The 21,974-nt window shown below is 68.7% G+C and carries 22 protein-coding genes; 7 read left to right on the top strand and 15 right to left on the bottom strand.

What is annotated here, in order from left to right; genetic code table 11:
* Positions 1-8: 8 nt before the first annotated feature.
* From CYFUS_RS33685 to groES, 6 genes are all read right to left on the bottom strand, one after another.
* Positions 9-1,229 carry a hypothetical protein gene (locus CYFUS_RS33685; RefSeq protein ID WP_095988956.1) on the bottom strand — a complete coding sequence of 407 codons (1,221 nt, stop codon included), beginning with the start codon at positions 1,227-1,229 and terminating at the stop codon, positions 9-11.
* Between the two features lie 37 nt (positions 1,230-1,266).
* Positions 1,267-2,646, bottom strand: coding sequence for a sigma 54-interacting transcriptional regulator (locus CYFUS_RS33680; RefSeq protein WP_198316234.1), 1,380 nt, complete (start codon positions 2,644-2,646; stop codon positions 1,267-1,269).
* Between the two features lie 258 nt (positions 2,647-2,904).
* Positions 2,905-3,312 carry a hypothetical protein gene (locus CYFUS_RS33675; RefSeq protein ID WP_232536962.1) on the bottom strand — a complete coding sequence of 136 codons (408 nt, stop codon included), beginning with the start codon at positions 3,310-3,312 and terminating at the stop codon, positions 2,905-2,907.
* Between the two features lie 108 nt (positions 3,313-3,420).
* Positions 3,421-3,678, bottom strand: coding sequence for a glutaredoxin 3 (gene grxC / locus CYFUS_RS33670; RefSeq protein ID WP_095988955.1), 258 nt, complete (start codon positions 3,676-3,678; stop codon positions 3,421-3,423).
* A 180-nt stretch (positions 3,679-3,858) separates the two neighbouring features.
* Complete coding sequence (gene groL / locus CYFUS_RS33665) at positions 3,859-5,514, bottom strand: chaperonin GroEL (protein ID WP_095988954.1); 1,656 nt, start codon at positions 5,512-5,514, stop codon at positions 3,859-3,861.
* A gap of 42 nt (positions 5,515-5,556) precedes the next feature.
* Complete coding sequence (gene groES, locus CYFUS_RS33660) at positions 5,557-5,847, bottom strand: co-chaperone GroES (RefSeq protein WP_002624038.1); 291 nt, start codon at positions 5,845-5,847, stop codon at positions 5,557-5,559.
* 404 nt (positions 5,848-6,251) lie between these two features.
* Here groES and CYFUS_RS33655 point away from each other — a divergent pair, with 404 nt between their 5' ends.
* From CYFUS_RS33655 to CYFUS_RS33645, 3 genes are read left to right on the top strand one after another with little or no spacing between them, the layout of a single operon-like run.
* Complete coding sequence (locus CYFUS_RS33655; RefSeq protein WP_095988953.1) at positions 6,252-6,845, top strand: hypothetical protein; 594 nt, start codon at positions 6,252-6,254, stop codon at positions 6,843-6,845.
* Between the two features lie 16 nt (positions 6,846-6,861).
* A complete protein-coding gene (locus tag CYFUS_RS33650) occupies positions 6,862-7,500 on the top strand; it encodes a hypothetical protein (protein ID WP_095988952.1) in 639 nt (212 codons plus the stop codon).
* A gap of 33 nt (positions 7,501-7,533) precedes the next feature.
* Positions 7,534-8,013 carry an NUDIX hydrolase gene (locus tag CYFUS_RS33645; RefSeq protein WP_095988951.1) on the top strand — a complete coding sequence of 160 codons (480 nt, stop codon included), beginning with the start codon at positions 7,534-7,536 and terminating at the stop codon, positions 8,011-8,013.
* Here the strand turns inward: CYFUS_RS33645 and rpoZ are convergent.
* On the bottom strand, positions 8,010-8,249 hold the full coding sequence (gene rpoZ, locus CYFUS_RS33640; protein WP_002624043.1) for a DNA-directed RNA polymerase subunit omega: 240 nt from the start codon (positions 8,247-8,249) through the stop codon (positions 8,010-8,012). The two genes, CYFUS_RS33645 and rpoZ, sit on opposite strands and share 4 nt — an antisense overlap.
* A gap of 247 nt (positions 8,250-8,496) precedes the next feature.
* Here rpoZ and CYFUS_RS33635 point away from each other — a divergent pair, with 247 nt between their 5' ends.
* The gene (locus CYFUS_RS33635) at positions 8,497-9,900 is read left to right on the top strand and encodes a sugar porter family MFS transporter (RefSeq protein WP_095988950.1); all 1,404 of its coding nucleotides are present in this window, start codon (positions 8,497-8,499) and stop codon (positions 9,898-9,900) included.
* Between the two features lie 9 nt (positions 9,901-9,909).
* Here CYFUS_RS33635 and CYFUS_RS33630 read toward each other — a convergent pair whose 3' ends face one another.
* The 4 genes from CYFUS_RS33630 to CYFUS_RS33615 are packed head-to-tail and all read right to left on the bottom strand — an operon-like array spanning position 9,910 to position 13,776.
* The gene (locus CYFUS_RS33630) at positions 9,910-10,884 is read right to left on the bottom strand and encodes a hypothetical protein (protein ID WP_095988949.1); all 975 of its coding nucleotides are present in this window, start codon (positions 10,882-10,884) and stop codon (positions 9,910-9,912) included.
* Between the two features lie 14 nt (positions 10,885-10,898).
* Entirely contained in the window at positions 10,899-12,500 is a 1,602-nt protein-coding gene (locus CYFUS_RS33625) for a caspase family protein (protein ID WP_095988948.1), read from the bottom strand.
* Positions 12,497-13,246, bottom strand: a complete 750-nt coding sequence (locus tag CYFUS_RS33620; RefSeq protein ID WP_095988947.1) for an ACP synthase — start codon at positions 13,244-13,246, stop codon at positions 12,497-12,499. Before CYFUS_RS33620 ends, CYFUS_RS33625 begins: the two co-directional genes overlap by 4 nt.
* Positions 13,243-13,776 (bottom strand): RNA polymerase sigma factor, encoded by a 534-nt coding sequence (locus CYFUS_RS33615; RefSeq protein WP_095988946.1) that lies wholly within the window; start codon positions 13,774-13,776, stop codon positions 13,243-13,245. Before CYFUS_RS33615 ends, CYFUS_RS33620 begins: the two co-directional genes overlap by 4 nt.
* A gap of 393 nt (positions 13,777-14,169) precedes the next feature.
* On the opposite strand from CYFUS_RS33615, the gene CYFUS_RS33610 reads away from it, so the two are divergent.
* Together CYFUS_RS33610 and CYFUS_RS33605 are read left to right on the top strand one after the other, a co-directional pair.
* Positions 14,170-14,994, top strand: a complete 825-nt coding sequence (locus CYFUS_RS33610; RefSeq protein ID WP_095988945.1) for a nucleotidyltransferase — start codon at positions 14,170-14,172, stop codon at positions 14,992-14,994.
* Positions 14,978-15,682 (top strand): metallophosphoesterase family protein, encoded by a 705-nt coding sequence (locus CYFUS_RS33605; protein WP_095988944.1) that lies wholly within the window; start codon positions 14,978-14,980, stop codon positions 15,680-15,682. Before CYFUS_RS33610 ends, CYFUS_RS33605 begins: the two co-directional genes overlap by 17 nt.
* Positions 15,683-15,698: 16 nt before the next feature.
* On the opposite strand, the gene CYFUS_RS33600 is transcribed toward CYFUS_RS33605, so the two are convergent.
* The 4 genes from CYFUS_RS33600 to CYFUS_RS33585 are packed head-to-tail and all read right to left on the bottom strand — an operon-like array spanning position 15,699 to position 20,390.
* On the bottom strand, positions 15,699-17,204 hold the full coding sequence (locus tag CYFUS_RS33600; RefSeq protein WP_095988943.1) for a DUF4340 domain-containing protein: 1,506 nt from the start codon (positions 17,202-17,204) through the stop codon (positions 15,699-15,701).
* Positions 17,201-18,784 (bottom strand): GldG family protein, encoded by a 1,584-nt coding sequence (locus CYFUS_RS33595; protein WP_095988942.1) that lies wholly within the window; start codon positions 18,782-18,784, stop codon positions 17,201-17,203. The genes CYFUS_RS33600 and CYFUS_RS33595 overlap by 4 nt, the downstream gene beginning before the upstream one ends.
* 24 nt (positions 18,785-18,808) lie before the next feature.
* The gene (locus CYFUS_RS33590; RefSeq protein WP_095988941.1) at positions 18,809-19,603 is read right to left on the bottom strand and encodes an ABC transporter permease; all 795 of its coding nucleotides are present in this window, start codon (positions 19,601-19,603) and stop codon (positions 18,809-18,811) included.
* 55 nt (positions 19,604-19,658) lie between these two features.
* Positions 19,659-20,390, bottom strand: a complete 732-nt coding sequence (locus CYFUS_RS33585) for an ABC transporter ATP-binding protein (protein ID WP_198316233.1) — start codon at positions 20,388-20,390, stop codon at positions 19,659-19,661.
* A gap of 151 nt (positions 20,391-20,541) precedes the next feature.
* On the opposite strand from CYFUS_RS33585, the gene CYFUS_RS33580 reads away from it, so the two are divergent.
* Entirely contained in the window at positions 20,542-21,735 is a 1,194-nt protein-coding gene (locus CYFUS_RS33580) for an aspartate kinase (protein WP_095988940.1), read from the top strand.
* Positions 21,736-21,974 lie beyond the last annotated feature (239 nt).

Genomic DNA, 21,974 nt, shown 5'->3' with positions numbered 1-21,974 from the left:
GCCGGGGGCTACTTCTTCTTGGCGTCCTTCTTGGGCGCGGCTTCCCGGGTCTCCTTGGGGCAGGCGCCCTGGTCGGCCTCGAGGCGCTTCTTGGCGTTGTCCAGGTCCTGCTGGGTGTTGTTGATGACCTCCTGGGCCTTGGGCTCCAGGTCGGCCCAGGACGCGTCCTTGGCCTTGAGCTCCTGGGCGAGCCCCAGGGTGCTCTGGTCCACCTTGAGCTGGGCGTCGATGGCGTTCACCCACGCCTGGGAAGAGTCGACGAGCACCTTGCACTTGCTCTTGAGCTCGTCCACCAGCTTCCAGTCCTTGGTCTTCTGGTACTGGGCGACGACGGCGTCATAGACCTCGGCGGCGTTGGCGCGGTGGCCGAAGGCGATGGCCGCGTCGGCCGAGCGCTGGTTGCGCACCAGGTCGAGCTGGAAGAAGCGCATCTCGGGCTGGAGATCCGCGGCGGGCTCGGTGGCGCGCGAGTTGAAGTGGACGAAGCGGTAGGGGAACTTCAGCTCGTCCACGTCCACCTTCGCCGGCACCGCCGCCATCTTGCCCTTGAGGCACGCGGCGAGCTGCTCGCCCTCGGGAGTGCCCACCGGATCGAAGGTGATGTCGGCCGCGGTCGTCGCGGTCTTCTTCAGGGTGATGTTGGCGCGCACCGTGGGGGGCGCCACGGTGGTGAAGCCCGCGTAGCAGTCACACCACTGGGGCTGGGCGAGCCGCACGGCACCCGAGTAGTCCGAGCCCGGGTTGTTGCCGAACTTCACGCTGGCGCTGTTGCCGTGCTCGTGCACGAAGACGCTCTCGGACTCCACCGGCTGCGCGCCCTTGGCCAGGGCGGTGAGCGGCACGAGCGTGTCCACCGTCTTCTGCACGCACGCGATGCCCTCGGGGGTGAGGTTCTCGCCAGAGACGGCGTGCGTGCCGCCCTGGTCGTTCACGGTCGTCTTCACGACGACGCGCGTGGTCTCCGCGTCGCCGCGGGACTTGGGATCCACCAGGCACTCCATCACCTGGGGACGGGCGAAGAGCAGGCCGCCCACGAGGCCGCCCTGGTTGGCGGGTTGGGGCAGGGCGGGCAGCTGCGTCTGGCACACCGACACGTCGAAGGGCGGCTGGTTGCTGATGCGCATCCGCTCTTCCTTCGTGGTGGGGCCCTGGGTCTGGGCCTGCTGCGTGCTGGCGCAGCCCGCGGCCGCCGAAGCGAGGAGGGAGGCGATGGCGATACGGCGCATCATGTGGAGGTTCTCCGTTGGGGTCAGGACAACGGAGGCCTCATTTATCAAGTCCCTCGGCGTTCTTGAGATCCTTCAAGCGCAGACCGTTCTTCTTGAGCAATCGGTAGAGGCTCTGCATGGACAGGCCCGTGTGTTGCTCGGCCTTCTTCATGTCGAAGTTGGACTCGCGCATGACCTCGGCGAAGTAGAGGCGCTCGAAGTCGGCCACCACGCGATCCTTGGCCTCGTGGTAGGGCATGTTCGTCACCAGCGCGGCCACGCTGGTGGTGGGCTGCTCGCCCTCGGGGCGGCGCTGGTTCTGGGCCATGAAGTCCAGCCAGCTCGAGTTGCCCGTTTCCTGCATGAGCGCGCCGCGCTCGAGCACGTTGCGCAGCTCGCGCACGTTGCCCGGCCAGTCATAGCCCTCGAAGAGGGCGAGCGTCTGGGGGGTGAGCTCGAAGGAGGTCTTGATGCCGCGCAGCAGCGACTGGGTCAGCACGGGGATGTCCTCGCGCCGGGTGCGCAGCGGGGGCAGGCGCACGCGCGCCACGGCCAGGCGGAAGTAGAGGTCCGCCCGGAAGCGGCCCTGGCGCACGTCCTCCTCGAGGTTGCGGTGCGTGGAGGCGATGACGCGCACGTCCACGGGAATCGGCGCCCCATTGATCGAGGGCACCTCGCGCGACTCGAGCACGCGCAACAGCTTGGGCTGGAGCGACAGGGGCAGCTCGCCCACCTCGTCCAGGAACAGGGTGCCGCCCTGGGAGGCCTCGAACACGCCCTTGGCGCCCTTGTCCTCGTCGGCGCGCAGACCGCCGAACAGCTCGCGCTCGGCCTTCTCCTCGGTGATGAGGTTGCAGTCCACCACCTTGAAGGGGCCGTGGCGGCGCATGGAGTGCTGGTGCACGGCGCGCGCGGCCAGCTCCTTGCCGGTGCCCGTCTCGCCCTCCAGCAGCAGGTTCATGTCCTCGCGGGCGATGCCGCGCAGCTGCGCGAAGACGACGCGCGTCTTCTCCGCGGTGCCCACCAGCGAGCCGAAGGCGTCCGCTCCGCCCGAGACTTCCACCTCGGTGGCGCGCGACTCCTGCTTGATGACGAGCTTCGTCTTGCCCAGCTGCACCTTGTCGCCGTGCTGCAGCAGCACCTGGATCACCCGGTGGCCATCCAGGAAGGTGCCGTTGCGGCTGCCCAGGTCGCGCAGGAGGATGCCTTGCGAGCTGCGCTCCAGTTCCAGGTGGCGGCGGCTCACCGTCTGATCACTGAGCACCAGGTCACTCGCGGGGTCGGAGCCCACGCGCAGCAGCGCGTCCTGGGTGGTGACCTTCTTGCCCTTGTCCGGCCCCGAGTTGACCTCGACGGTCCAGTCACGCACCTGGATGCGTGTCGGCGGACTGTCTCCCACCTGCACGGTCAACGTGGACTCGGCTCTGTCGTCGATCATGGGCGTGGTCCCTCCATCCGCGCGGCGAGCAGGAGGCTCCGCCAGCTTCACGGAAGTTCCTGTTTACGAGGGCTTCCCGAAGGGAGCAAGCGTTTGTCTCGCGCTCCGGCCCGCCCACGCAGAATCGAGTCACCCGGGAGATTTCCACCCGGGGTGGGAGCTGGGGCGGGAGGGGGAGGGCGCCAGAGCGGGGAGCCCAAACACACGACGGCCCGGACACGCGGGGCGTACCCGGGCCGTTTGTCTCCGTCATGGCCGCTAGTACTTGGCGGGCGAGTCACTGGCCGGGAACGACTCCTTGGACTGCTCGTCCACGATGTCGTCCTGCGCCTGCCCACCCGACTTCATCTGGGCGTTGGTGGGTGAGCCGGCGCCCTTGCGCAGGTGCTCGGCATCCACCACCAGCTTCTTGCCGGGCTGAACGCGGGCCTCACGCGGCGCCTCGTTGCGCGCCATCCGGGCCCCGAGCAGGTTCTTGGCGCGCTCGGCCAGGTCCTTCTGGGACTCCTGGTAGTCGCGCAGGAACTCGACCACTTCCCGGTCGCCCTGTTGCTCGGCGTCCTGGATGTACTGGTCCACGTCCGATGCCGCCTGCAACCGTTGGTAGATCACACCGATGACGTCGTCCTTGATACCCGGGGACTTTCCACCAGCCTTGGCCATCATCCACCTCCCCTGTGTGAGAACCCTGAGTGGGAAATCGCTCGGGGTAACCTGCTCATGGGGGAGGCGAGATGCTTGCTGGGGGTGGGGGCTCGCTCGCCCGCTCGCCACTCAGGCCTGGAGCATGGGGTCCAGCTTGCCGTCCCGGTCCAGCTGGGCCAGGTCGGTGTAGCCCCCGACGTGCGTGCTGCCGATGAAGATCTGCGGCACCGTGCGCTGGCCGCCGCTCATCTCCACCAGCTTCGAGCGCATGTCGTCGTCACCCGTCACGTCCACTTCCTCATACGCGACGCCCTTGCGCTTGAGGAGATCCTTCGCCCGGACGCAGTAGCCACAGTAGGTGGTGGTGTAGATCTTCACGGGTTGCACGTGTGTCCTCCTGGTTGTCTGTGGGCTGAAACTAATCGCGAGCCGGCTCCCGTGCCATCCAGGCATGCGGTCACCCGGGCCCCGCAAAGCGAACGGCCCCTGGCTCCACGAGGGAACCAGGGGCCGTGGCGGGGAGCCCGGAGCGCGGGGACGCCGCGCCCAGGGAGCCGCGGGAGGGAATTACATCCCCATGCCGCCCATGCCGCCCATGCCGCCCATACCACCCATGCCACCGGCGCCGCCGGCGGGCAGGTCCTTCTCCTCCTTCGGACGCTCGGCCACCATCGCCTCGGTGGTGAGCATCAGGGAGGCGACCGACGCCGCGTTCTGCAGCGCGGTGCGGCTCACCTTGGCCGGGTCGATCACGCCCGCGGCCAGCAGGTCCTCGTAGGTGCTCGTGGCGGCGTTGAAGCCGAACGAGCCCGTGCCTTCCTTGACCTTGTTGACGATGACGCTGCCCTCGAGGCCGCCGTTGGCGACGATCTGACGCAGCGGCTCCTCGACGGCGCGGCGGATGATGTCCACGCCGAACTTCTCACCGGCGTCGACCTTGACGCCGTCGAGCACCTTGGAGCAGCGCAGCAGGGCCACGCCGCCGCCAGGAACCACACCCTCCTCGACGGCCGCGCGGGTCGCGTTGAGGGCGTCCTCCACGCGAGCCTTCTTCTCCTTCATCTCGGTCTCGGTCGCGGCGCCCACGTTGATGACGGCCACGCCGCCCACGAGCTTGGCCAGACGCTCCTGGAGCTTCTCGCGATCGTAGTCGCTGCTGGTCTCCTCGATCTGGGCGCGGATCTGCTTCACGCGCGCCTCGATCTCCGTCTGGGCACCGGCACCGTCGACGATGGTGGTGTTGTCCTTGTCGATGGTGACGCGCTTGGCGCGGCCCAGGTCGGTCAGCTGCAGCGTCTCCAGCTTGATGCCCAGGTCCTCGGCGATCATCCGGCCGCCCGTCAGGGTGGCGATGTCCTCGAGCATGGCCTTGCGGCGGTCACCGAAGCCCGGCGCCTTCACCGCCGCCACGTTGAGCACGCCGCGGATCTTGTTCACCACGAGCGTGGCCAGCGCCTCGCCCTCGATGTCCTCGGCGATGATCAGCAGGGGCTTACCCGAGCGGGCCACCTGCTCGAGGATGGGGAGCATGTCCTTCATCGAGGAGATCTTCTTCTCGTTGATGAGGATGAGGGGGTCGTTGAGGACGACCTCCATGCGCTCCGGATCCGTCACGAAGTACGGGGAGAGGTAGCCGCGGTCGAACTGCATGCCCTCGACCACGTCCAGGGTGGTGTCCAGGCCCTTGGCCTCCTCCACCGTGATGACGCCCTCCTTGCCCACCTTCTCCATCGCGTCGGCGATGATCTGCCCGATGGTGGTGTCGCCGTTGGCGGAGATGGTGCCAACCTGGGCGATCTCCTTCTTGTCCTTGGTGGGCTTGGCCAGGTTCTTCAGCTCGGCGGTGATGGCCGCCACGGCCTTGTCGATGCCGCGCTTGATGTCCATCGGGTTGTGCCCGGCGGCCACCAGCTTCGCGCCCTCGCGGAAGATGGCCTGCGCCAGCACGGTCGCCGTCGTGGTGCCGTCACCGGCCACGTCGCTGGTCTTGGAGGCGACCTCCTTGACCATCTGGGCGCCCATGTTCTCGAACTTGTTCTCCAGCTCGATCTCCTTGGCCACCGTCACGCCGTCCTTGGTGATGGTGGGGGAGCCGAAGGACTTCTCGATCACCACGTTGCGGCCCTTGGGCCCCAGGGTGACCTTGACCGCGTCGGCCAGGATGTTCACGCCGCGCAGGATGGCTTCGCGCGCGCGGACGTCGAAAACAATGTCTTTTGCCATGATCTGGATTCCTTGAAAGGGAAGTGGAGGGAGCGGGGGGAATTACTTCTCGATCACGCCGAGCACATCCTCCTCACGGAGGATGAGGTGCTCCTCACCGTCGAGCTTGATCTCGGTGCCCGCGTACTTGCTGAACAGGATGGTGTCGCCGGCCTTGATGTCCATGGCGCGCACCTTGCCATCCTCCAGCACCTTGCCATTGCCGACGGCGATCACCTTGCCCTCGAGCGGCTTCTCCTTGGCGGTGTCGGGGATGAACAGACCGCCCTTGGTCTTGTTCTCCTCGGCCACGCGCTTGATGATCAGACGATCCTGCAGGGGACGAATCTTCATGGTCGGTCTCCTCGAAAGGGGGGCGAGCCGGGGATTCGGCACGCCCACGGGGTGGATGAAGGGCTTGGGGCCCGGGCGATTAGCACTCGCACCTCACGAGTGCCAACCGCCAAGCGCGCGGGATAATAACCAGGGGACTCGACCCGTCAAGCGCGCCCGGCGCCGCGCCAGGAAAGGTGGCAACCACCCGGGATGACTCGGTTTTCCCGGGATTGTCCACCAGTGGATTTCCGGTACTCCGGGCTTCTTCCTCTGATGACTTTCTGGCAGTCGACACCGGGGAGTGCCAACGTAAGTCCTTGGAATGACTGGATGCCGCTTTGCGGCATTTCGGGCTCATTGGTATTCTGACCTGTAAATCCCCCGCCGCGATTTCCGGGGGTGGGAAGGGAGGTCGAGCGTCCATGAGTCAACTGGTCACGTCCCCGTCATTGAAGGAATTCTTCAAGACGCTCCTGGAAGAGGTCATCCGGCGCCAACGGGTCGCGGTCGCGGAGACGACCGAGTTCTACCTGGTGAACCTGCTGGCGGAGTTCGCATCGTCCGACAAGCTGTTCAGCAAGGGAGAGGACGGGCGCTCGGAGCAGGAGCCCCTGGCGGTGCTGTATCACCGCTCGCTCCAGCAGCAGCGGGACGAGCGCATCCGGACCCTGCGGCGGCTGGGCGACGTGTCGCTCTATCAGGCGGGCTTCTTCTCGGGCGCGCTGCGCGAGGGGCCCGTGGGTCAGGACTACTACATCCAGATGGGCGGGGCGGCGTACGGGCAGCTCGCCGACCTGGCCCCGGCCGCGGGCTTCGCCGCCGTGTACCGCGAGCTGAGCGCCCGCTTCCGCGCGCTCGTCGAGGTGCTCGGGGAGATCGCGGCGCGGGGGCTGGTGAGCAATGGTCCCTCGGGTGCCCTCAAGGTGTACGAGAGCTGGGTGCGCACCGGGGATGATCGGCTGGAGCGCGTCCTGGTCGACGCGGGCCTGGTGTGCCCCAAGGGGATGCCCAACTGAGCCCGGGGGTCGGCGCGTGATCGACCGTGTGCAGGCCCACCTGGAGGCCATCTATGGCCTCACCTGCGAGGCCCGGGCGGAGGTCTTCCTGGTGGACGCCGAGGCGGCCGTCCTCCTGGGCTCCACGGGTCGTTCCGAGGAGGAGCTCCTCGTGCGCGAGGAGGACGGGGAGGTGGAGGTCGCCCTCTATCTGGCCCCCGCGCTGCTGCGGCGGCTCGAGCCCTACGCGGGCGCGCCCGTCCACGCCCTGGAGCGCGAGCTGGACGGCTTCTGCCAGGTCGCCGAGGGCGTCTCCCACTTCGTCTATCTGGCGCATACGGCCACCCAGGAGCGGACCGTGTCCCTGCTGGAGCTGGAGGCGCAGGCGGAGGTGGACAAGTTCGTCCTGTGCCTGCTGCACCGCTGGGGAGCGGGCGTGCGGACATGGGCCGAGGAGCTGCGCTGGCGGCTGTTCGACCGGGTGTCCTACCGGAGCCGACTGTCCGAGGAGGAGCGCTGGCGCTACCGGGAGGCCAACCGGCTGTCGCGCAACTTCTGCTCCCGGCTGATGGGGCACGTGGCGTCCCGGCGGCTGGAGCGGCTGTTGTCGGACTTGCGTTACGCGTACCGATTGGGCGCGGAAGCCAAGTTGCGCCACTTCGCGCAAGTCTCCTGACCGCGGTGCGCGCTCATCGGTTACGGTGGCGTCATGCCCCGAGAGGCCTCCGCCGGAGGAATCGTCGTTCGAGAACAGGCAGGAGAGCTGGAGGTGGCCGTCATCCGCCCCCATGGCCGCTCCCTGTGGGCGCTGCCCAAGGGACACGTGGACCCCGGGGAGTCCGCCGAGCAGACCGCGACGCGCGAGGTGTGGGAGGAGACGGGCCTGCGGGCCACGCTCGTCGCGCCGCTGGGGGAGATCCGCTACGTCTACCAGTTTCGCGGCCAGCGCATCTTCAAGCGCGTCCACTTCTTCCTCTTCCGCTATCACTCGGGCGTGCTCGGCGACATCCAGCACGCGGGACAACGGGTGGAGGTGGACGAGGCCCGCTGGGTACCGCTCGTGCGCGTGGCCTCGTTGCTGGGCTACAAGGGCGAGAAGGCCATCGCCGCGCGCGCGGCCCGGATGCTGCTGCGCGCGGGCAGCCCGCTCGCCGTCTCCGGACGACCGCCGGAGCAGGGCGATGACTAGGCGCCCTTGGGCTCCTTGGAGTACTTGCCGGTGAGGGCCTCGCGCACGTCGCGATCGAACTTCACCCGGCCGGTGGCCACCTCGCGCAGCGAGAGCACGGGCGGCTTGTTCTTGGAGATGTCGATGATGGGGCGGGCGCCGGCCATGAGCTGACGGGCGCGCTTGGCCGCCAGCAGCACGAGCGCGAAGCGGTTGTCGACCAGGGGGAGGCAGTCTTCGACTGTGACGCGAGCCATGGAACAGGGGTCCTTCGCTGAATACCGAGGGGAAGAGACCCAACCTAGAGAGTGACTCCCACCGAGTCAAGGACGGATGCCGGGGAGGGCAGGCGGGCGGGGTGGCCCCTGCTCGGACTCCCAGAAATGCCCGTGGGCGACACTGCGGTCGCGGCTTCTTTCCAACGGCCGACACCCTCGCTGCCGTGAAGGGATGACTCGGTGCCCGGCGTGCGGATGATGAGAGCGCGTTCCGGGAGGTGTGTGGATGGGGCATGTGCGCGAAGGCGCGATGGCGGCGGATGGGTCCGTCTCCAAGGTGGTCTTGATCTCCTCGGTGGCCGCCCTGGGTGGCTTCCTGTTCGGCTACGACACGTCCGTCATCAATGGGGCCGTGGGGGCCCTGGCGTCCACCTTCCAGGCCAGTGACACCGCCATCGGCCTGACCGTGTCCTCGGCGCTGATCGGCTCGGCCGTGGGGGCGTTCGCGGGCGGTCAGCTGGCGGACCGTCTGGGACGCATCCGGGTGATGGTGGTGGCCTCCATCCTCTTCTCCGTGAGCACGCTGGGCTCGGGGCTCGCCTTCGGGCTCGTGGACTTGAGCCTGTGGCGCCTGGTGGGCGGCATCGCCGTGGGCATCGCCAGCGTCATCGCTCCCGCCTACATCGCGGAGATCGCTCCCGCCCATCTCCGGGGCCGGCTCGGCTCGCTGCAGCAGCTGGCGATCGTCACGGGCATCTTCGCCGCGCTGCTCGTCGACTACGGCATCGCCGCCGGGGCAGGCTCGGCGGAGAACCCCTACTGGTTCGGGCTGGCCGCGTGGCGCTGGATGCTCCTGTCCGAGCTGCCCGTCGCCATGGCCTATGGCGTGGGCGCCCTGATGATTCCCGAGTCCCCGCGCTACCTCGTCGCCAGGCGCGACGAGGCCAGGGCGCTCACCGTGCTACGCACCGTCCTGGGCCGCGGCGCCGAGGCGAAGATGGTGGAGATCCGCCGCACCCTCTCCTCGGAGGAGCGCGGCCGCTTCAAGGATCTGCGCGGACGCTTCGGCCTGCTGCCCATCGTCTGGATTGGCATCGGCCTGTCGGTCTTCCAGCAGTTCGTGGGCATCAACGTCATCTTCTACTACTCGAGCGTCCTCTGGCAGGCGGTGGGGTTCTCGGAGAAGGACTCGCTCGTCATCACCGTCATCACCAGCGTCACCAACATCGTCACCACGTTCATCGCCATCGCCACGGTGGATCGCTTCGGGCGCAAGCCCCTGCTCCTCATCGGCTCGGCGGGGATGATGCTGACGCTCGGGACGATGGCGTTCGTGTTCGGCTCGGCGCCGTTGGATGCCTCGGGCGCCCCCGTGCTCCAGGGCTCCGCGGGCACCATCGCCCTCATCGCCGCCAACCTCTACGTCTTCTGCTTCGGCCTGTCGTGGGGTCCCGTGGTGTGGGTGCTGCTCGGGGAGATGTTCAACAACCGCATCCGCGCCCAGGCCCTGGCGCTCGCCGGCGCCGCGCAGTGGGTCGCCAACTTCGTCGTCTCCGCCACCTTCCCCAGCCTGCGCACGGCGGGGTTGGGCCTCGCCTACGGCCTGTACACCGCGGCGGCGGTGGCCTCGCTGCTCTTCGTCGTCTTCTTCATCCGCGAGACCAAGGGCAAGGAGCTGGAGGACATGTGAGCCGCGGCCTCAGGGCCCCAGCGCGGAGACGTCCGGACAGGACCCGGCATCGCCTTCCGGGGTCGCGTTCCAACTGCGTTGGCGGTAGGTGAGCTGGAAGCCCGTGTCCCAGCACTCCACCTGGGTCTCCTCGAGCCCCTCGGTCACGTCCCCTCCCGTCACCTCCGCTCGGGCCACCCCGGCGCCGTCCCGCGTCCACCGGCTGAGGATGGACAGGTCCTCGCGCCGCTCGCCCGGCAGGAGGTCCGCCCGGAGGAAGAACCTCATCTCCCCGAGTCCGTCGGGCAGCTGGCGGTAGGTGTACCGGAACTCCCGCCCCCCCTGGGCCGAGACGAAGTTCATCTCCACGCGCAAGGGCAGCGTGCGCGTCTGATAGGCGATGTCCAACCGCTCCTGGGTCGAGAGCCACTCCTGCCCCTGTTCCGAGAGCCACCCCAGATCGAAGCCGTTGGCGACCGCCGCCCCGAGCTGAAGGTGCACCGCTCCCGCCCCCCGGCGCATGCCGCCGTCCGCCTGGAAGATGCCCTCCAGGAAGGTCCACCAGCCCGCATCGCCCGAGCCGGTGCGCCGCACCTCGAGCCGATAGTCGAAGACGCGGCCCGTCCGGGTCATCAGGAGACGCACCTCGTGGGTTCCGGACACGTCGAGCGTCATGGGCCCCCAGGTCCGTTTGCCCAGGGCGCGCGTCGTCGGGGGCTCGGCCTGGATCAGCTCCAGGCGCGACAGCAGTGCATCCAGCCCCGCGTTGAAGATGTCCGAGGCGTCGTGGGTGTTGCGATAGAACGGGGAGGGCTCTGCCAGGGCGAGCGGGGCCACGCGCCATCCCGTGACGCTCGCGCCGGTGCGCGCCTCGCTTCCGGGCAGCCGGGCCATCAGATCCTCGCGCGCGGGCAGGGCGTTGAGGAACTCGAGGTCGTCGTTGGAGAAGTTGCCCACACAGGCGCTGGTGGCACAGCCCAACAGCAAGAGCCAGAGGGTTCGCATGACACGCTCCCGATTCACAGCCGGAACGTGACGAGTGCCCCGAGTTCCCAGTAGCCCAGGGAGCGTGGCTCGTCGACGTTGTAGAGGAGGTAATGGACGCGGGCACGTCCGGTGAGTTCGATGTGGTGGGTCAGCGGCCAGCGCACGCCCGCCATCAACCCGGGGGTGACCACCCCGTAGAACTGGGTCGGCAGGCTCGTGTCCGTGAAGTCGCGAATCATGACCGAGTAGGCCAGACGCGCGCCGAGGAAGGGACTCGCGCGGCCCAGGGGCCACTCGCGCACGAACGACGTGCCCACGTTGAGCAGCGAATAGCGGTAGAGCGGCCCCGACAGCGTGGGCAGCGCCAGCGTGGCCTGCCTCGAGCCGAAGGACAGATCGACGTCCCAGCGCCAGTCCTCGTGGAAGTAGTGGTGCAGGCTCGCCTCCAGCCCCAGCATCGGAGTGGAGAGGAAGAGGTTGTCGCGCGTGGGCGTGTCGAAGAAGGAGTGGTAGCCGCCGCTGAGCCCCAGCGTCCAATAGGCGTGCCGCGTGCGCGTCTGGTACGGCGCTCCCTTCACCGGATCATCCGAGAAGGGCGCGTCGCGCAGGCTCGACTCGTCGAGCACCGTGGTGCTCCCGCGACGCACCTCCGCCTCGCCGATGCGCAGCCGGTCCGCCAGTCTGCGCTTCACCGTGTAGCGGCCCGGCGCCAGGGCGAGCCTGCGCTCGGTGTCCGCCGCCTTGTCCACCTCGGCGACCACCAGGCCCATGGGGCTCACGAAGTAATAGGCGCCCGCGGGCGCGGCACCCGGCAACAGCACGCCCTCGTCGTGTCCACGCAAGTCCGTCAGCACCAGGTCCCCCTGGCCCGACAGGTCATAGCTGAAGGAGGGGTGCTGCGCTCCGGCGCCGCTGTCGGCGGTGTCCGCCACCGTGCGCGCATAGGCATGGGAGTAGGCCTCGAAGAGCGTCACCTGCCCGTCCCCCGAGCGATCCGCGTCCCCCAGCAGGCCGCTGAAGAGGTGGTGGGTGAAGTAGCTGCCCCCCAGCAGATCCGACTCCTGGGAGTCCTCGTCCGCCGAGCTGGAGGTGAGCAGGACGAGCCCCCGGGCGGTCTGGGCCAGGCCCGTGTCGATGGCGAAGGCGGGCGCGCGCCGGGCGCCCTTCGTGCGGGTGAGCGACCCCGAGCGGCACGCATCCAGGATGGCGATGCGGATGTCCACGGGCGAGGCCTCCAGCCGACGCTTGAGCGCCTCCAGCTCCAGCACCCCCTCTCCCATGCGCAGCGCGCCGTCCTTCGCGTGACCCGAATAGTAGAGGATGAGCTCGGTGCGCTCGCCCCGGGCCCGCGCCACCCGTGCCTGGGCCTCCACCTCGGCGAGCGCCCGCAGGAAGTCCTCGGGCTCCTCGTCCAGCAGCAGCCGCGAATCTCCGGGCGCCACCCCGCCCAGCCGCGACAGCAGGCCCAGCATCGTCCGCGCATCCTGCCGCGCGAAGCGCAGTGGCCGGGTGCCCGCGCCCCCCTCGTCATTGCCCGCCGCCAGCGCGAAGCGGCGCGTGGGGACGGCGCCCGCGGCGCTCGCCAGGAGCAGACCCAGGAGCACTCCCCAGGCGGACAGGCCCAGACGCCTCATGGCTTGTGCAGCACCCAGTCGATTTCCTCCCCATCCAGCTCCAGGGGCCGCATCGCCGAGACCTGGTTGCCCGCCTCCTCCCAGGCGCGAAGCGCTCGCGCCGTCACCGCGCCCAGCTCCAGGGGCTCGTTGGACAGCAGCACCATCACCCGCTCGTTCCCCGTCCCCGTGAAGCGCACGCTGTCGGGCAGCCAGTGCCGTCCGCCTCCCGCCTCCACGCGCAGGCTGCGCTGATCCTCGGTGGCATACAGCGGGGAGACCTCCCCGGTGTCGTCCAGCGAGAGGGCGAGGATGAACGGGTAGGGGCCCGCCGTGTAGCCGATCCGCACCCGCTCGTGCGGCAGCACCGTCTCCGTGTCCCCCGGGAGCACGGCGCGCTGGGGGCCCTCGCCACCGATGCGCAGGGTCGCCGAGGCACCATCGCCCTTGAGCCGGTTGACGGACTCGGGCTCGAGGAAGGGACGCACCGTCACCGTGAGCAGCACCAGGGCCGCTACCGCCACCACCAGGCCGTTGACGCGCGGCCGCGAGGCGGGCTTCTCCGTCTCCTTCAGGGCGACCCCGGCCGCGAAGCGCTCGAAGGGCACCTGGGCCTCGAAGCGCGCCTGTTCCTCCTCGAGGCCGTGGAGCACCCGCTGGCACTCCGCGCAGGTGGCGACATGGCTCCGGGCCTGTTGCTCCTCCGCGCCGGGCAGCTCCCCGGCGCGCAGCCGCCGCAGCGTCCACTCCGTCAGATGCGCGCTCATGGCACCTTCAGCTCCTCGTTCGTCAGGGTCGCGAAGCCCTCCAGCCGCTTGCGCACCGTGGGCACCGAGCGGCCCAACAGCGCCGCCACCTCTTCCAGCGTCATTCCATCCACCCAGTAGTGCACCACCGCCGCCTGGGTCTCGGGGTCCACCCGGGACAGGAGCGAGCGCACCAGGTTGCGCGTCTCCAGGGGCCGCTCGCCTCCGTCCCCCTCGGGACGTGCCCGCTCGTCCCGCTCGAACGAGCGACGCCACGGCGCCTGCTCCGCGCGCAGTTGGTTGAGGCAGTGGTGGGTGGCGACCTTCATCAACCACGCCAGGGGCGAGTTCGCCCTGCGCAACGACTCCGATTGCCGCAGGACGCGCACGAAGACCTCCTGCGCCGCGTCCTCCGCCTTCGTGGCGTCCTTCAAGAGAAAGCGGCAGCGCCCGTACACGCTGCCACCGTAGGTCTTGTACAGCTCATGCAGGAAGGCATGCCGGTCCTGCTGGCCTCCGTCGATGACCTTCAGGTCCGCTGGGGTCGTCACTGCCAAGAACTGCCTCGTCTCGCCTCGGGGGGGAGGTCCGAGCCTACCCGCCCCATCCTCTTCACCGTGAGCGACCAGGTGCCCCGCGGGAGTGGCTGCTGGGCCCTTGGTCGGAGGTGTCTCCGGCCACGGCCATGGGTGGGTTCTCGTCACGAGCGTTTCCCCTCGAAGTCTGCCCGGCCCTCGGGTGCGCGCGGCTCGTTCGCTGGAAGTGACACCGTGGCCCCGAAAAACGGAAAGCACCCCGGACGAAAAATGAAAGCTCAAGGATTTCAATGACTTGGACTCTCGCCTGCATGCCCTCCAAGCAGACCTGGGGACGATTTCGACGGGGATCCGCCCCGTTCCTAGCTTCCCCCCATGGAAAAGCGAGACTCCAATCATCCAGGAGAGATGGGAATCGACGCCTCGCTCGCCGAGCGACAACGTCATCCCGAGGAAATCAACACGCGAGGGCGCGCCGTCGAGGTGCTGTTGGACGCGGGCGTACCGTTCCTGGTGGGCGGGGCCTACGCTTATTCCGCCTATACGGGCATCTACCGCGACACGAAGGATCTGGATCTGTTTCCGCGCAAACGCGACGCGGAGCAGGCGCTGATCGTCCTGGAGAAGGACGGCTGGCGCACCGAGCGTACGGACGAGGCCTGGCTCTACAAGGCCTGGCGGGGCGAGTACTTCGTCGACTTCATCTTCTCCTCGGGCAACGGCGTGGCCACGGTGGACGACGAGTGGTTCGAGCATGCGCGCAAGGCGCCGGTGTTCGGCCGCGAGTGTCTGGTGTCCCCCGCCGAGGAGACCATCTGGTCCAAGGCCTTCGTCACCGAGCGCGAGCGCTACGACGGCGCGGACATCAACCACCTTATCCTCAAGATGGGGCACGGCATGGACTGGGCGCGGCTGTTGCGCCGCTTCGACCGGTACTGGGAGGTGTTGCTCAGCCACCTGATGATGTTCCGCTTCGCCTACCCATGCGAGCGCGACCTGGTGCCCACCTGGCTCATGACGGAGCTCATGTCGCGCACGCTCGACACCCTCAAGGAGGGCAACTGGCAGGAGCGCTTGTGCCGCGGCACGCTCATCTCCAAGGTGAACTACATGGTGGACATCCATCACTGGGGCTACCGGGATGGCAAGTCCTGGGACGAGCGGGATCGAGAGAAGGGGGACGCACGTGGCGCGAGATGCGAACTCGAAAATACGCTTGGCGGCGGTCGGTGATCTCCATTGCCGGGATGATCAGCACGGACGCTTCCGCCAGTTCGTCAAGCAGATCAACGCGGAGGCGGATCTGCTGGTGCTCTGCGGGGACCTGACGGATCGCGGCATGGTGGAGGAGGGCAAGGTGCTCGCCGAGGAGCTGTCCTCGCTGCGCGTCCCGGTGGCCGCGGTGCTCGGCAACCATGACTACGAGCACAACCAGGCCAAGGAGATCTGCGGCGAGCTGTCACGCGCCGGCGTGCACATCCTCGACGGGGACCACTTCATCTTCGAGAAGGTGCTGGGGGTGGCGGGCGTGAAGGGCTTCGGTGGAGGCTTCGGCAACGCCACGCTGCAGGCCTTCGGCGAGGGGCAGACGAAGTCCTTCGTCCAGGAGGCGGTGCACGAGTCGCTCAAGCTGGAAGCGGCGCTCAGCCACCTGGATACGCCCAAGAAGGTCGTCATCATGCACTACGCCCCCGTGCCGGAAACGCTGGAGGGGGAGAACATCGAGATCCGCCCCTTCCTGGGCACCAGCCGGCTGGCGATGCCGGTGGACCACTACGGCGCGGAGGCGGTCTTCCATGGCCACGCGCACCATGGCGCGCCCCAGGCGAAGACGAAGAGCGGCATCCCCGTCTACAACGTGGCGATGCCGCTCATGACGAAGATGCACCCCGAGCAGCGCTTCCTGCTGCTCGAGGTGTGAGGCCCCACGCGCCTGCTCAGGGCGCGTTGCCCTGTCCCCGATCCAGCAACTCCTCCAGCGACAGGGGCAGGGCCTCGAGCGCGGCGGTGCTCAGCTCGTAGATGTCCTCGGACGAGCCCCGCCCGTAGGTGCGGCGGTCGTTGTCCGGTACGGGGTTTCCAATTTGCAGCCGCGCGATCACCTGGCCCGTGCCATCCATCAGCGTGACTCCTCGGGAGCTGTCGGTGATGCCATGGCGCGCCGCGAGCTTCGCGCCGGTGGCGACCACGGCTTCCGCCTCGAGCTTCTCCAGGGAGTTCAGCAGGGAGGCCATCTTGAATTGCCGGGCCCGGCCGACGACCGGAGTGCGCACCTCCCAACGGCCATCCTCCTGGGTCCGCTCCAGGGTGATGGGATCTCCGCGTCCGCCCGGGTGGATGACGAGCTTCTCCACCGCGCCGGCCTGCATCTCGAGCACCTTCTTGCTCTTGAAGTCCAGGGGCGGTGGATCCAGGACCCTGAGGGTATTGGCGTCCACCTGGGCCAGCATGGGCTCCGCCATGCCCTCGGTCCGCACGAAGGCCCGCTCGAAGCCGCCCACATTCAGCGTCACGAGCTGGAAGCGAATGGGCTCGCCGATCTTGGGCACCAGGGTGGCCACCACCGCGGGCTTCTCCAACGCTCGCGTCACCTGGGGCATCCATTCCGGTTCCGGGAAGCCGAGGGCCTTGTAGAGCTTCAAGTCGGAGAAGATGCGCTCCACGCGCTTGGGGTCCGCGCGCATCACCATCGGTCGGGTCATCTGCCAGGGCTTGGCGGTGGTGGCCCGCTCCAGCACCACGGTGTCCTTGCGTCCCTTCAACTCGATACGCAGCAGCGAGGACTCCTCCACGGTGAACACGTCACGGCTCCTCCACCCGGAGGTTTCATTGAGGAGGATGACGCGCAGCGCTCCGTTGGCGAGGTACACGTGGGGGTCTCCCTCCCGGCGCACGTATATCGAGCCGTCGAAGACGTTCTCGATCCCCAGGTGGAACGTCACCGAGTGCTGGCGCGAGGCGTCCTGCTCGCCACCACCCTGGGCATCCGGCACATAGGCCCGGGCGGACACGGTGGCTTGAGGCGGCTTCAACCCGAAGCGCTCCAGTTCCTCGTCGGTGGGCTTGTCGGTGACCGTCCCGGTGAACCTCGCGTCCGAGAGTTCATCGACCAGCGCGAGCACCTGCTTGCGCTCGGCCAGCGCGGACACGGGCGAGGTGATGCGCCAGGTGCCGTCGCGCAGCTCCAGCACCGTCTTGCTCTGGGCGTGCTCGCCCTGGGAGCGCTCGATGGAGATCCAGGTGAAGACGGGCGCGGCCGGGGTGTCTCCCTCCGAGCCGGGCGTCTCGGGCGAGGTGGTGGGGAAGAGCGCGCCGGGCGTCTCCGGAGCCGCGGGCTGCTCGGCCTGGGGCTTCATCACCCCGAGGTACGCGTAGAGGCCGAGCCCTCCGACCACCACCGCGGTGGCCAGCAAGGTGACGAGGTTCTTCTGCCGGGTGTTCACTTGTTGCGCCTCGAGAGCCAGATGGCCAGCCCCACGCCGAGCAGCGACAGGGGCAGCGCATCGGTGGCGAGGAAACGGATGCGGCCGAGCATGGCCGCGTCCAGGGGGAGGGAGGAGGTCGCCCGGTCGGGCGGGCGGATGGTGACCTTGTCGGATTGATGGGTGGCCCAGCCGAAGGCGTTCATCACCAGGTTGCGGTTGCCCTCGTGGCCCCAGTTGGAGTCGAAGAGCAGCTCCGAGTCGCCCACCACCACGAGCCGCGACTCATCGAAGCGCTTGTTCGCCGCGTCCGCCGTCTCGCGCGTGCTGGCGGTGACGAGGGGAATCTGCCCCGTGCGCTCGCCCTCGCCGGGGGCTGGATTCTCGTCGGGCGCCGACTCCTCCCAGCCATAGGGCGAGGTGCGCAGCACGCTCTCCACCTTCACGCCCGGCGCGAGCCCCTCGCCGAGCACCGTGAGGCCCCGGGCGGTGGGCAGCTCGATGTTGAGTTGCCGCTGGCGCAGCAGCCGGGAGATCTCATGCTCGCCGAAGAAGAGCGACACGATGAGGTAGGGGCTGCCCCCGTTGAACTGCGCGTCGGCGACCACGCCCGGGTCGAACCCCACGCCATACTCCGCGAACAGCTTCCTCAGCTCGGGCCCCGGTTCTCCATAGACCTCGGCGAAGTAGATCATCCTCCCGCCGGCGGAGAGGTACTCGCGCAGCGACTCCACCTCGGGCGGGTTGAAGGGCGCCTTGGCTCCCGCGACGACGAGCAGCGAGGCGTCCCGGGGCACCGGCAGGCCTCCCCCGAGGTTGATCTCCCGCGGGGCATAGCCTTCCTGGGTGAGCTGCCGCCGCAGCTCCGACAGGCTCGTCGTGCGGCCCTGCTGACCCGGGCGGGGGATGTCCCGCTCCAGGGGCCACTCGCCATGGCCGATGACGAAGTACACCCGCTGGTTGCTCGCGCGGGTGAGCTGGAGCAGGGCGTTGGTGAGATCCTGCTCGCTGATGACGTTGAGCGAGGTGTGGGTCTCGTTGGTGCCCTCGCCGCGCACGAGCACCACCGTCGTCTGGCCACCGCGCAGCGAGTACTTCTGGGTGAGATCCGGACGGCGCCGCGGATCCTCGAAGGAGTAGGAGAAGCGCTCGGGGGCCTCGATGCGGTAGCGCTCGAAGGTGGCGCGCAGGCCCTCGCGCGCGGGGTGCTCCGGGGAGAGGAAGGCGATGACGCGCACGGGCTCGCGCAGGGACCGCAGCGCGCTCACCGTCTGGGGCGACAGCGTGAAGACCTTGCGCTCCGTCAGATCCCAGCGCTGGTTGCGCGCGTGGGCGATGTAGTTGACCGCCCCGAGCCCGAGCAGCGTCAGCAGCACCAGCAGCGCGCTACTGCCGAAGAAGAAGCTGGAGCGGCGCGAGGCGAACTGGCCGAGCCGCTTGAAGTTCGTGGCGAAGTACACCGCCACGAGCCCGAGCCCCAGCACCGCCTTGATGACGAAGAGGGAGGTCGAGCCCGAGGTGACGAAGAGGGTGAAGGGGCTGGACAGCAGCAGCAAGAGCCCGAGTCCACCCAGGATCCTACCGAGGTTGGCCGCTTTCATGGTGGGTACCGGAGTCCTGTCCGCTCATGCCCACCGCTGGGCTTCCACCGTGCGGTGGCAGAGCAGCAGCGCGAGCAGGATGACGGACACGAAGAAGACGGGGGTCTGGAGATCCAACACGCCGCCGAGCAGCCCCGACAGCTGCGAGGAGAAGGACACATAGGCGATGAGGGAGCGCATGGGCTCGTCGGCGCTCTGGGCGAGGTTGCCGAGCAGCAGCCACGGCAGCAGCACGGAGAAGGTCACCAGCGCGGCCACCATCTGGCTCTGGGTGAGCGCGGAGATGAACAGGCCGATGGCCATGCAGGTGGCACCCCACAGCAGCAGCCCGCCGTAGCCCAGCAGCACCGTGCCCCATTCCAGCGCGGGGCCGGACTCGCCCTGGCCGAGCCACGCGAGCAGCACGGGGTAGAGCAGCGTGAGCCCGAGCGTCGCCGTGACGATGCCCAGTCCCCCGAGGTACTTGCCCAGGACGATCTCCACCGGCCGGATGGGCGCCGTCATCAGCAGCTCGAACGTCTTGTTGCGCTTCTCCTCGGCGAACAGCCGCATGGACAGGAAGGGCACCACGAAGAGCGTGAGCGTCATCACCGTGTGCCAGAAGGGCACCATCACCCCGTCGGTGAGGTTGCGGAACTGTGGGGGCACGCTCTCCCAGCCGAACTGGCGCGCCATCTCCTGGGCGCGTTGGAACTCGGAGAGGGAGTTGATGAAGAAGAACGACGCCACGGTCTGCATCGCCGTGAGGACCGCGTAGGCCCACGGGGTGGTGAAATACAGGGACAGCTCCTTGCGGGCGATCGCCAGCGCGGTGAGCATCCGGGAACCTCCAGGGGAAACCCCAAGCGGGGAAGGGTGGGAAACGCGCGGTGCTTCAGGCCGCGGTCAACCTGATGAAGATCTCCTCCAGGGACGCCTTGCCGTCCGCGCCCGCGTGCTTGCGCTCCAGCTTGCGCAGGGTGTCGTACGCCACGACGCGGCCCTGGTGGAGGATGAGCACCTTCTCGCACGTCATCGTCACCTCGGGGAGGATGTGCGTGGAGAGCAGCACGGTGTGCTTGCCCGCGAGCCCCTTGATGAGGGCGCGCACCTCGGCGCGCTGGGAGGGATCCAGGCCCTCGGTGGGCTCGTCGAGGATGAGCACGGGCGGGGAGCCGAGCAGGGCCTGGGCGATGCCCACGCGCTGCTGGTAGCCCTTGGAGAGGTTCTGGATGAGCCGGCCCATCACGTCCGACAGCCCGGTGAGCCCGGCCACCCGCTCCACCTCCGCGGCGAGCCCCCGGCCGGGCACCTGCTTGAGCCGCGCCACGAAGCGCAGGTAGCCCACCACCGTCATCTCCGGGTAGAGCGGCGGCGTCTCCGGCAGGTAGCCGATGCGTCGTTTGACCTCCAGCGGGTGCTCGAACACGTCGAAGCCGGCCACCCGGGCGGTGCCCTCGGAGGGGGGCAGGAAGCCGGTGAGCAGCTTCATGGTGGTGGACTTGCCCGCGCCGTTGGGGCCCAGGAACCCGAGGATTTCACCCTCGGCGAGGGAGAAGTCCAGGTGGTCCACCGCGACGCGGTCCCGGTAGCGCTTGGTGAGCTGGCGCACCTCGATCATGGCCATGTGGGGGCTCCTGCGGGCGGGACGGGGGCGGGGAGGGGCGAGCGGGGGCGGGCCTTGTGCATGGGGTGCTTCCAGAGTGTCTTGGCGGACGCGCCGGGTCAGGTTACCTGTGACCTTTTCGGGTCTCTAGGAACAAAGCATCGGATTCCTTATGCCAATCGTGGTGCAGAAGTACGGTGGCTCGTCGGTCGCCGACGTGGAGAAGCTCCGCCGGGTGGCCCTCCGGGTCCAGCAGACGCGCGAGCGGGGCTATCAGGTGGTGGTCGTCGTCTCCGCCCGGGGGGACACCACGGACGAGCTGCTGGCCCTGGCCAAGCAGGTGTCGGCGGATCCCCCGCGGCGCGAGCTGGACATGCTGCTCACGTGCGGCGAGCGCATCTCCATGGCGCTCCTGTCCATGGCCCTGCAGGAGATGGGCGTGCCGGCCATCAGCTTCACGGGCAGCCAGAGTGGCATCATCACCAACGACGTGCACTCGCAGGCGCGCATCGTGGAGGTGCGGCCCTACCGGATAGAAGAGGAGCTCGCGCGGGGCCAGGTGGTGATCGTCGCGGGCTACCAGGGCGTGTCCTCCAAGCGCGAGGTGACGACGCTGGGGCGGGGAGGCTCGGACACCACGGCGGTGGCGCTCGCGGCGGCGCTGGGAGCCGAGTCGTGTGAAATCTACTCGGACGTGGACGGCATCTTCAGCGCGGACCCGCGGGTGGTGCCCGACGCGCGCAAGCTCGAGTCGCTCTCGTACGACGAGATGCAGGAGCTGGCGAGCGCGGGGGCCAAGGTGCTCAACGCCCAGGCGGTGGAGTTCGCCAAGGCGCGGGGCATCGTCATCCAGGCGCGCACGGCGCACGGGCAGGGCACGGGCACCCGGGTGGAGCAGGGCTCGCCCGAGGACACCGGGGTCAAGGGGGTGACGGCCGAGGGGGAGATGGCGGTGCTCGCGGCGGTGGGCGGGCCCGCCCAGGTGGCGCGGGTGCTGGAGTTCCTGGATGCGCGGGCCGTGCGGGGAAGGGCGCTGGCCTTCGATGGCCTGTTGGGGCGCGAGGGCCGGGCGTTCATCGCGGTGCCCCTGCAGGACGTGCACGGGTTGCAGGCGCTCCAGCGCGAGCTGGGCGAGCGCTTCGGCGAGTCGGTGGCCCTGCGCGAGGAGGTGGGCGCGGTGACGGCGGTGGGGGCGGGCATCAACGCCGACTGGAGCCTCTTGCGGCGCGCGCTGGGGGTGGCCGAGGAGCTGGGCGCCCGGGTGCATGCGGTGCACACCTCGCCGCTCCAGCTCACGCTGCTGGTGGATAAGCAACACTTGAAGGGCCTGACATCCCGGTTGCACCGAGAGTTCCTCGGAGCGTGAGTGCTCCCTACTGTGTCCAAGGAGCTACTCACACCGGGTGCTGGCACTTCCCCATCCAGTCTGGGTGCTTACCCTCGAACCCGCGAGGGGTACGGGAGACAGGCATGGGACTGGGTCGAAACGTCAGCCGGCAGTCGTTGTTCGTCATGGGGTGTCTGCTGGGACTCCTCATGGGATGTACGCAGAATTCTATCCCTCCACCCATTCGGGAGGGGGAGCAGAAGCCCATTCAGGATCCG

Origin of the sequence: Cystobacter fuscus (assembly GCF_002305875.1) — a bacterium.
GTDB lineage: Bacteria > Myxococcota > Myxococcia > Myxococcales > Myxococcaceae > Cystobacter > Cystobacter fuscus_A.
Note: the sequence above shows the minus strand (reverse complement) of the source record. Positions and strands in the feature narration are given on the sequence as shown.

What these genes read in the sequence shown, in the direction of transcription:
- rpoZ (WP_002624043.1), bottom strand. Translation starts at nt 8,249, where the DNA reads ATGGCTCGCGTCACAGTCGAAGACTGCCTCCCCCTGGTCGACAACCGC.
- groL (WP_095988954.1), bottom strand. Translation starts at nt 5,514, where the DNA reads ATGGCAAAAGACATTGTTTTCGACGTCCGCGCGCGCGAAGCCATCCTG.
- CYFUS_RS33580 (WP_095988940.1), top strand. Translation starts at nt 20,542, where the DNA reads ATGCCAATCGTGGTGCAGAAGTACGGTGGCTCGTCGGTCGCCGACGTG.
- CYFUS_RS33675 (WP_232536962.1), bottom strand. Translation starts at nt 3,312, where the DNA reads ATGATGGCCAAGGCTGGTGGAAAGTCCCCGGGTATCAAGGACGACGTC.
- groES (WP_002624038.1), bottom strand. Translation starts at nt 5,847, where the DNA reads ATGAAGATTCGTCCCCTGCAGGATCGTCTGATCATCAAGCGCGTGGCC.
- CYFUS_RS33620 (WP_095988947.1), bottom strand. Translation starts at nt 13,246, where the DNA reads ATGAGCGCGCATCTGACGGAGTGGACGCTGCGGCGGCTGCGCGCCGGG.
- CYFUS_RS33625 (WP_095988948.1), bottom strand. Translation starts at nt 12,500, where the DNA reads ATGAGGCGTCTGGGCCTGTCCGCCTGGGGAGTGCTCCTGGGTCTGCTC.
- CYFUS_RS33680 (WP_198316234.1), bottom strand. Translation starts at nt 2,646, where the DNA reads ATGATCGACGACAGAGCCGAGTCCACGTTGACCGTGCAGGTGGGAGAC.
- CYFUS_RS33645 (WP_095988951.1), top strand. Translation starts at nt 7,534, where the DNA reads ATGCCCCGAGAGGCCTCCGCCGGAGGAATCGTCGTTCGAGAACAGGCA.
- CYFUS_RS33655 (WP_095988953.1), top strand. Translation starts at nt 6,252, where the DNA reads ATGAGTCAACTGGTCACGTCCCCGTCATTGAAGGAATTCTTCAAGACG.
- CYFUS_RS33610 (WP_095988945.1), top strand. Translation starts at nt 14,170, where the DNA reads ATGGGAATCGACGCCTCGCTCGCCGAGCGACAACGTCATCCCGAGGAA.
- CYFUS_RS33585 (WP_198316233.1), bottom strand. Translation starts at nt 20,390, where the DNA reads ATGGCCATGATCGAGGTGCGCCAGCTCACCAAGCGCTACCGGGACCGC.
- CYFUS_RS33635 (WP_095988950.1), top strand. Translation starts at nt 8,497, where the DNA reads ATGGGGCATGTGCGCGAAGGCGCGATGGCGGCGGATGGGTCCGTCTCC.
- CYFUS_RS33630 (WP_095988949.1), bottom strand. Translation starts at nt 10,884, where the DNA reads ATGCGAACCCTCTGGCTCTTGCTGTTGGGCTGTGCCACCAGCGCCTGT.
- CYFUS_RS33685 (WP_095988956.1), bottom strand. Translation starts at nt 1,229, where the DNA reads ATGATGCGCCGTATCGCCATCGCCTCCCTCCTCGCTTCGGCGGCCGCG.
- CYFUS_RS33590 (WP_095988941.1), bottom strand. Translation starts at nt 19,603, where the DNA reads ATGCTCACCGCGCTGGCGATCGCCCGCAAGGAGCTGTCCCTGTATTTC.
- CYFUS_RS33595 (WP_095988942.1), bottom strand. Translation starts at nt 18,784, where the DNA reads ATGAAAGCGGCCAACCTCGGTAGGATCCTGGGTGGACTCGGGCTCTTG.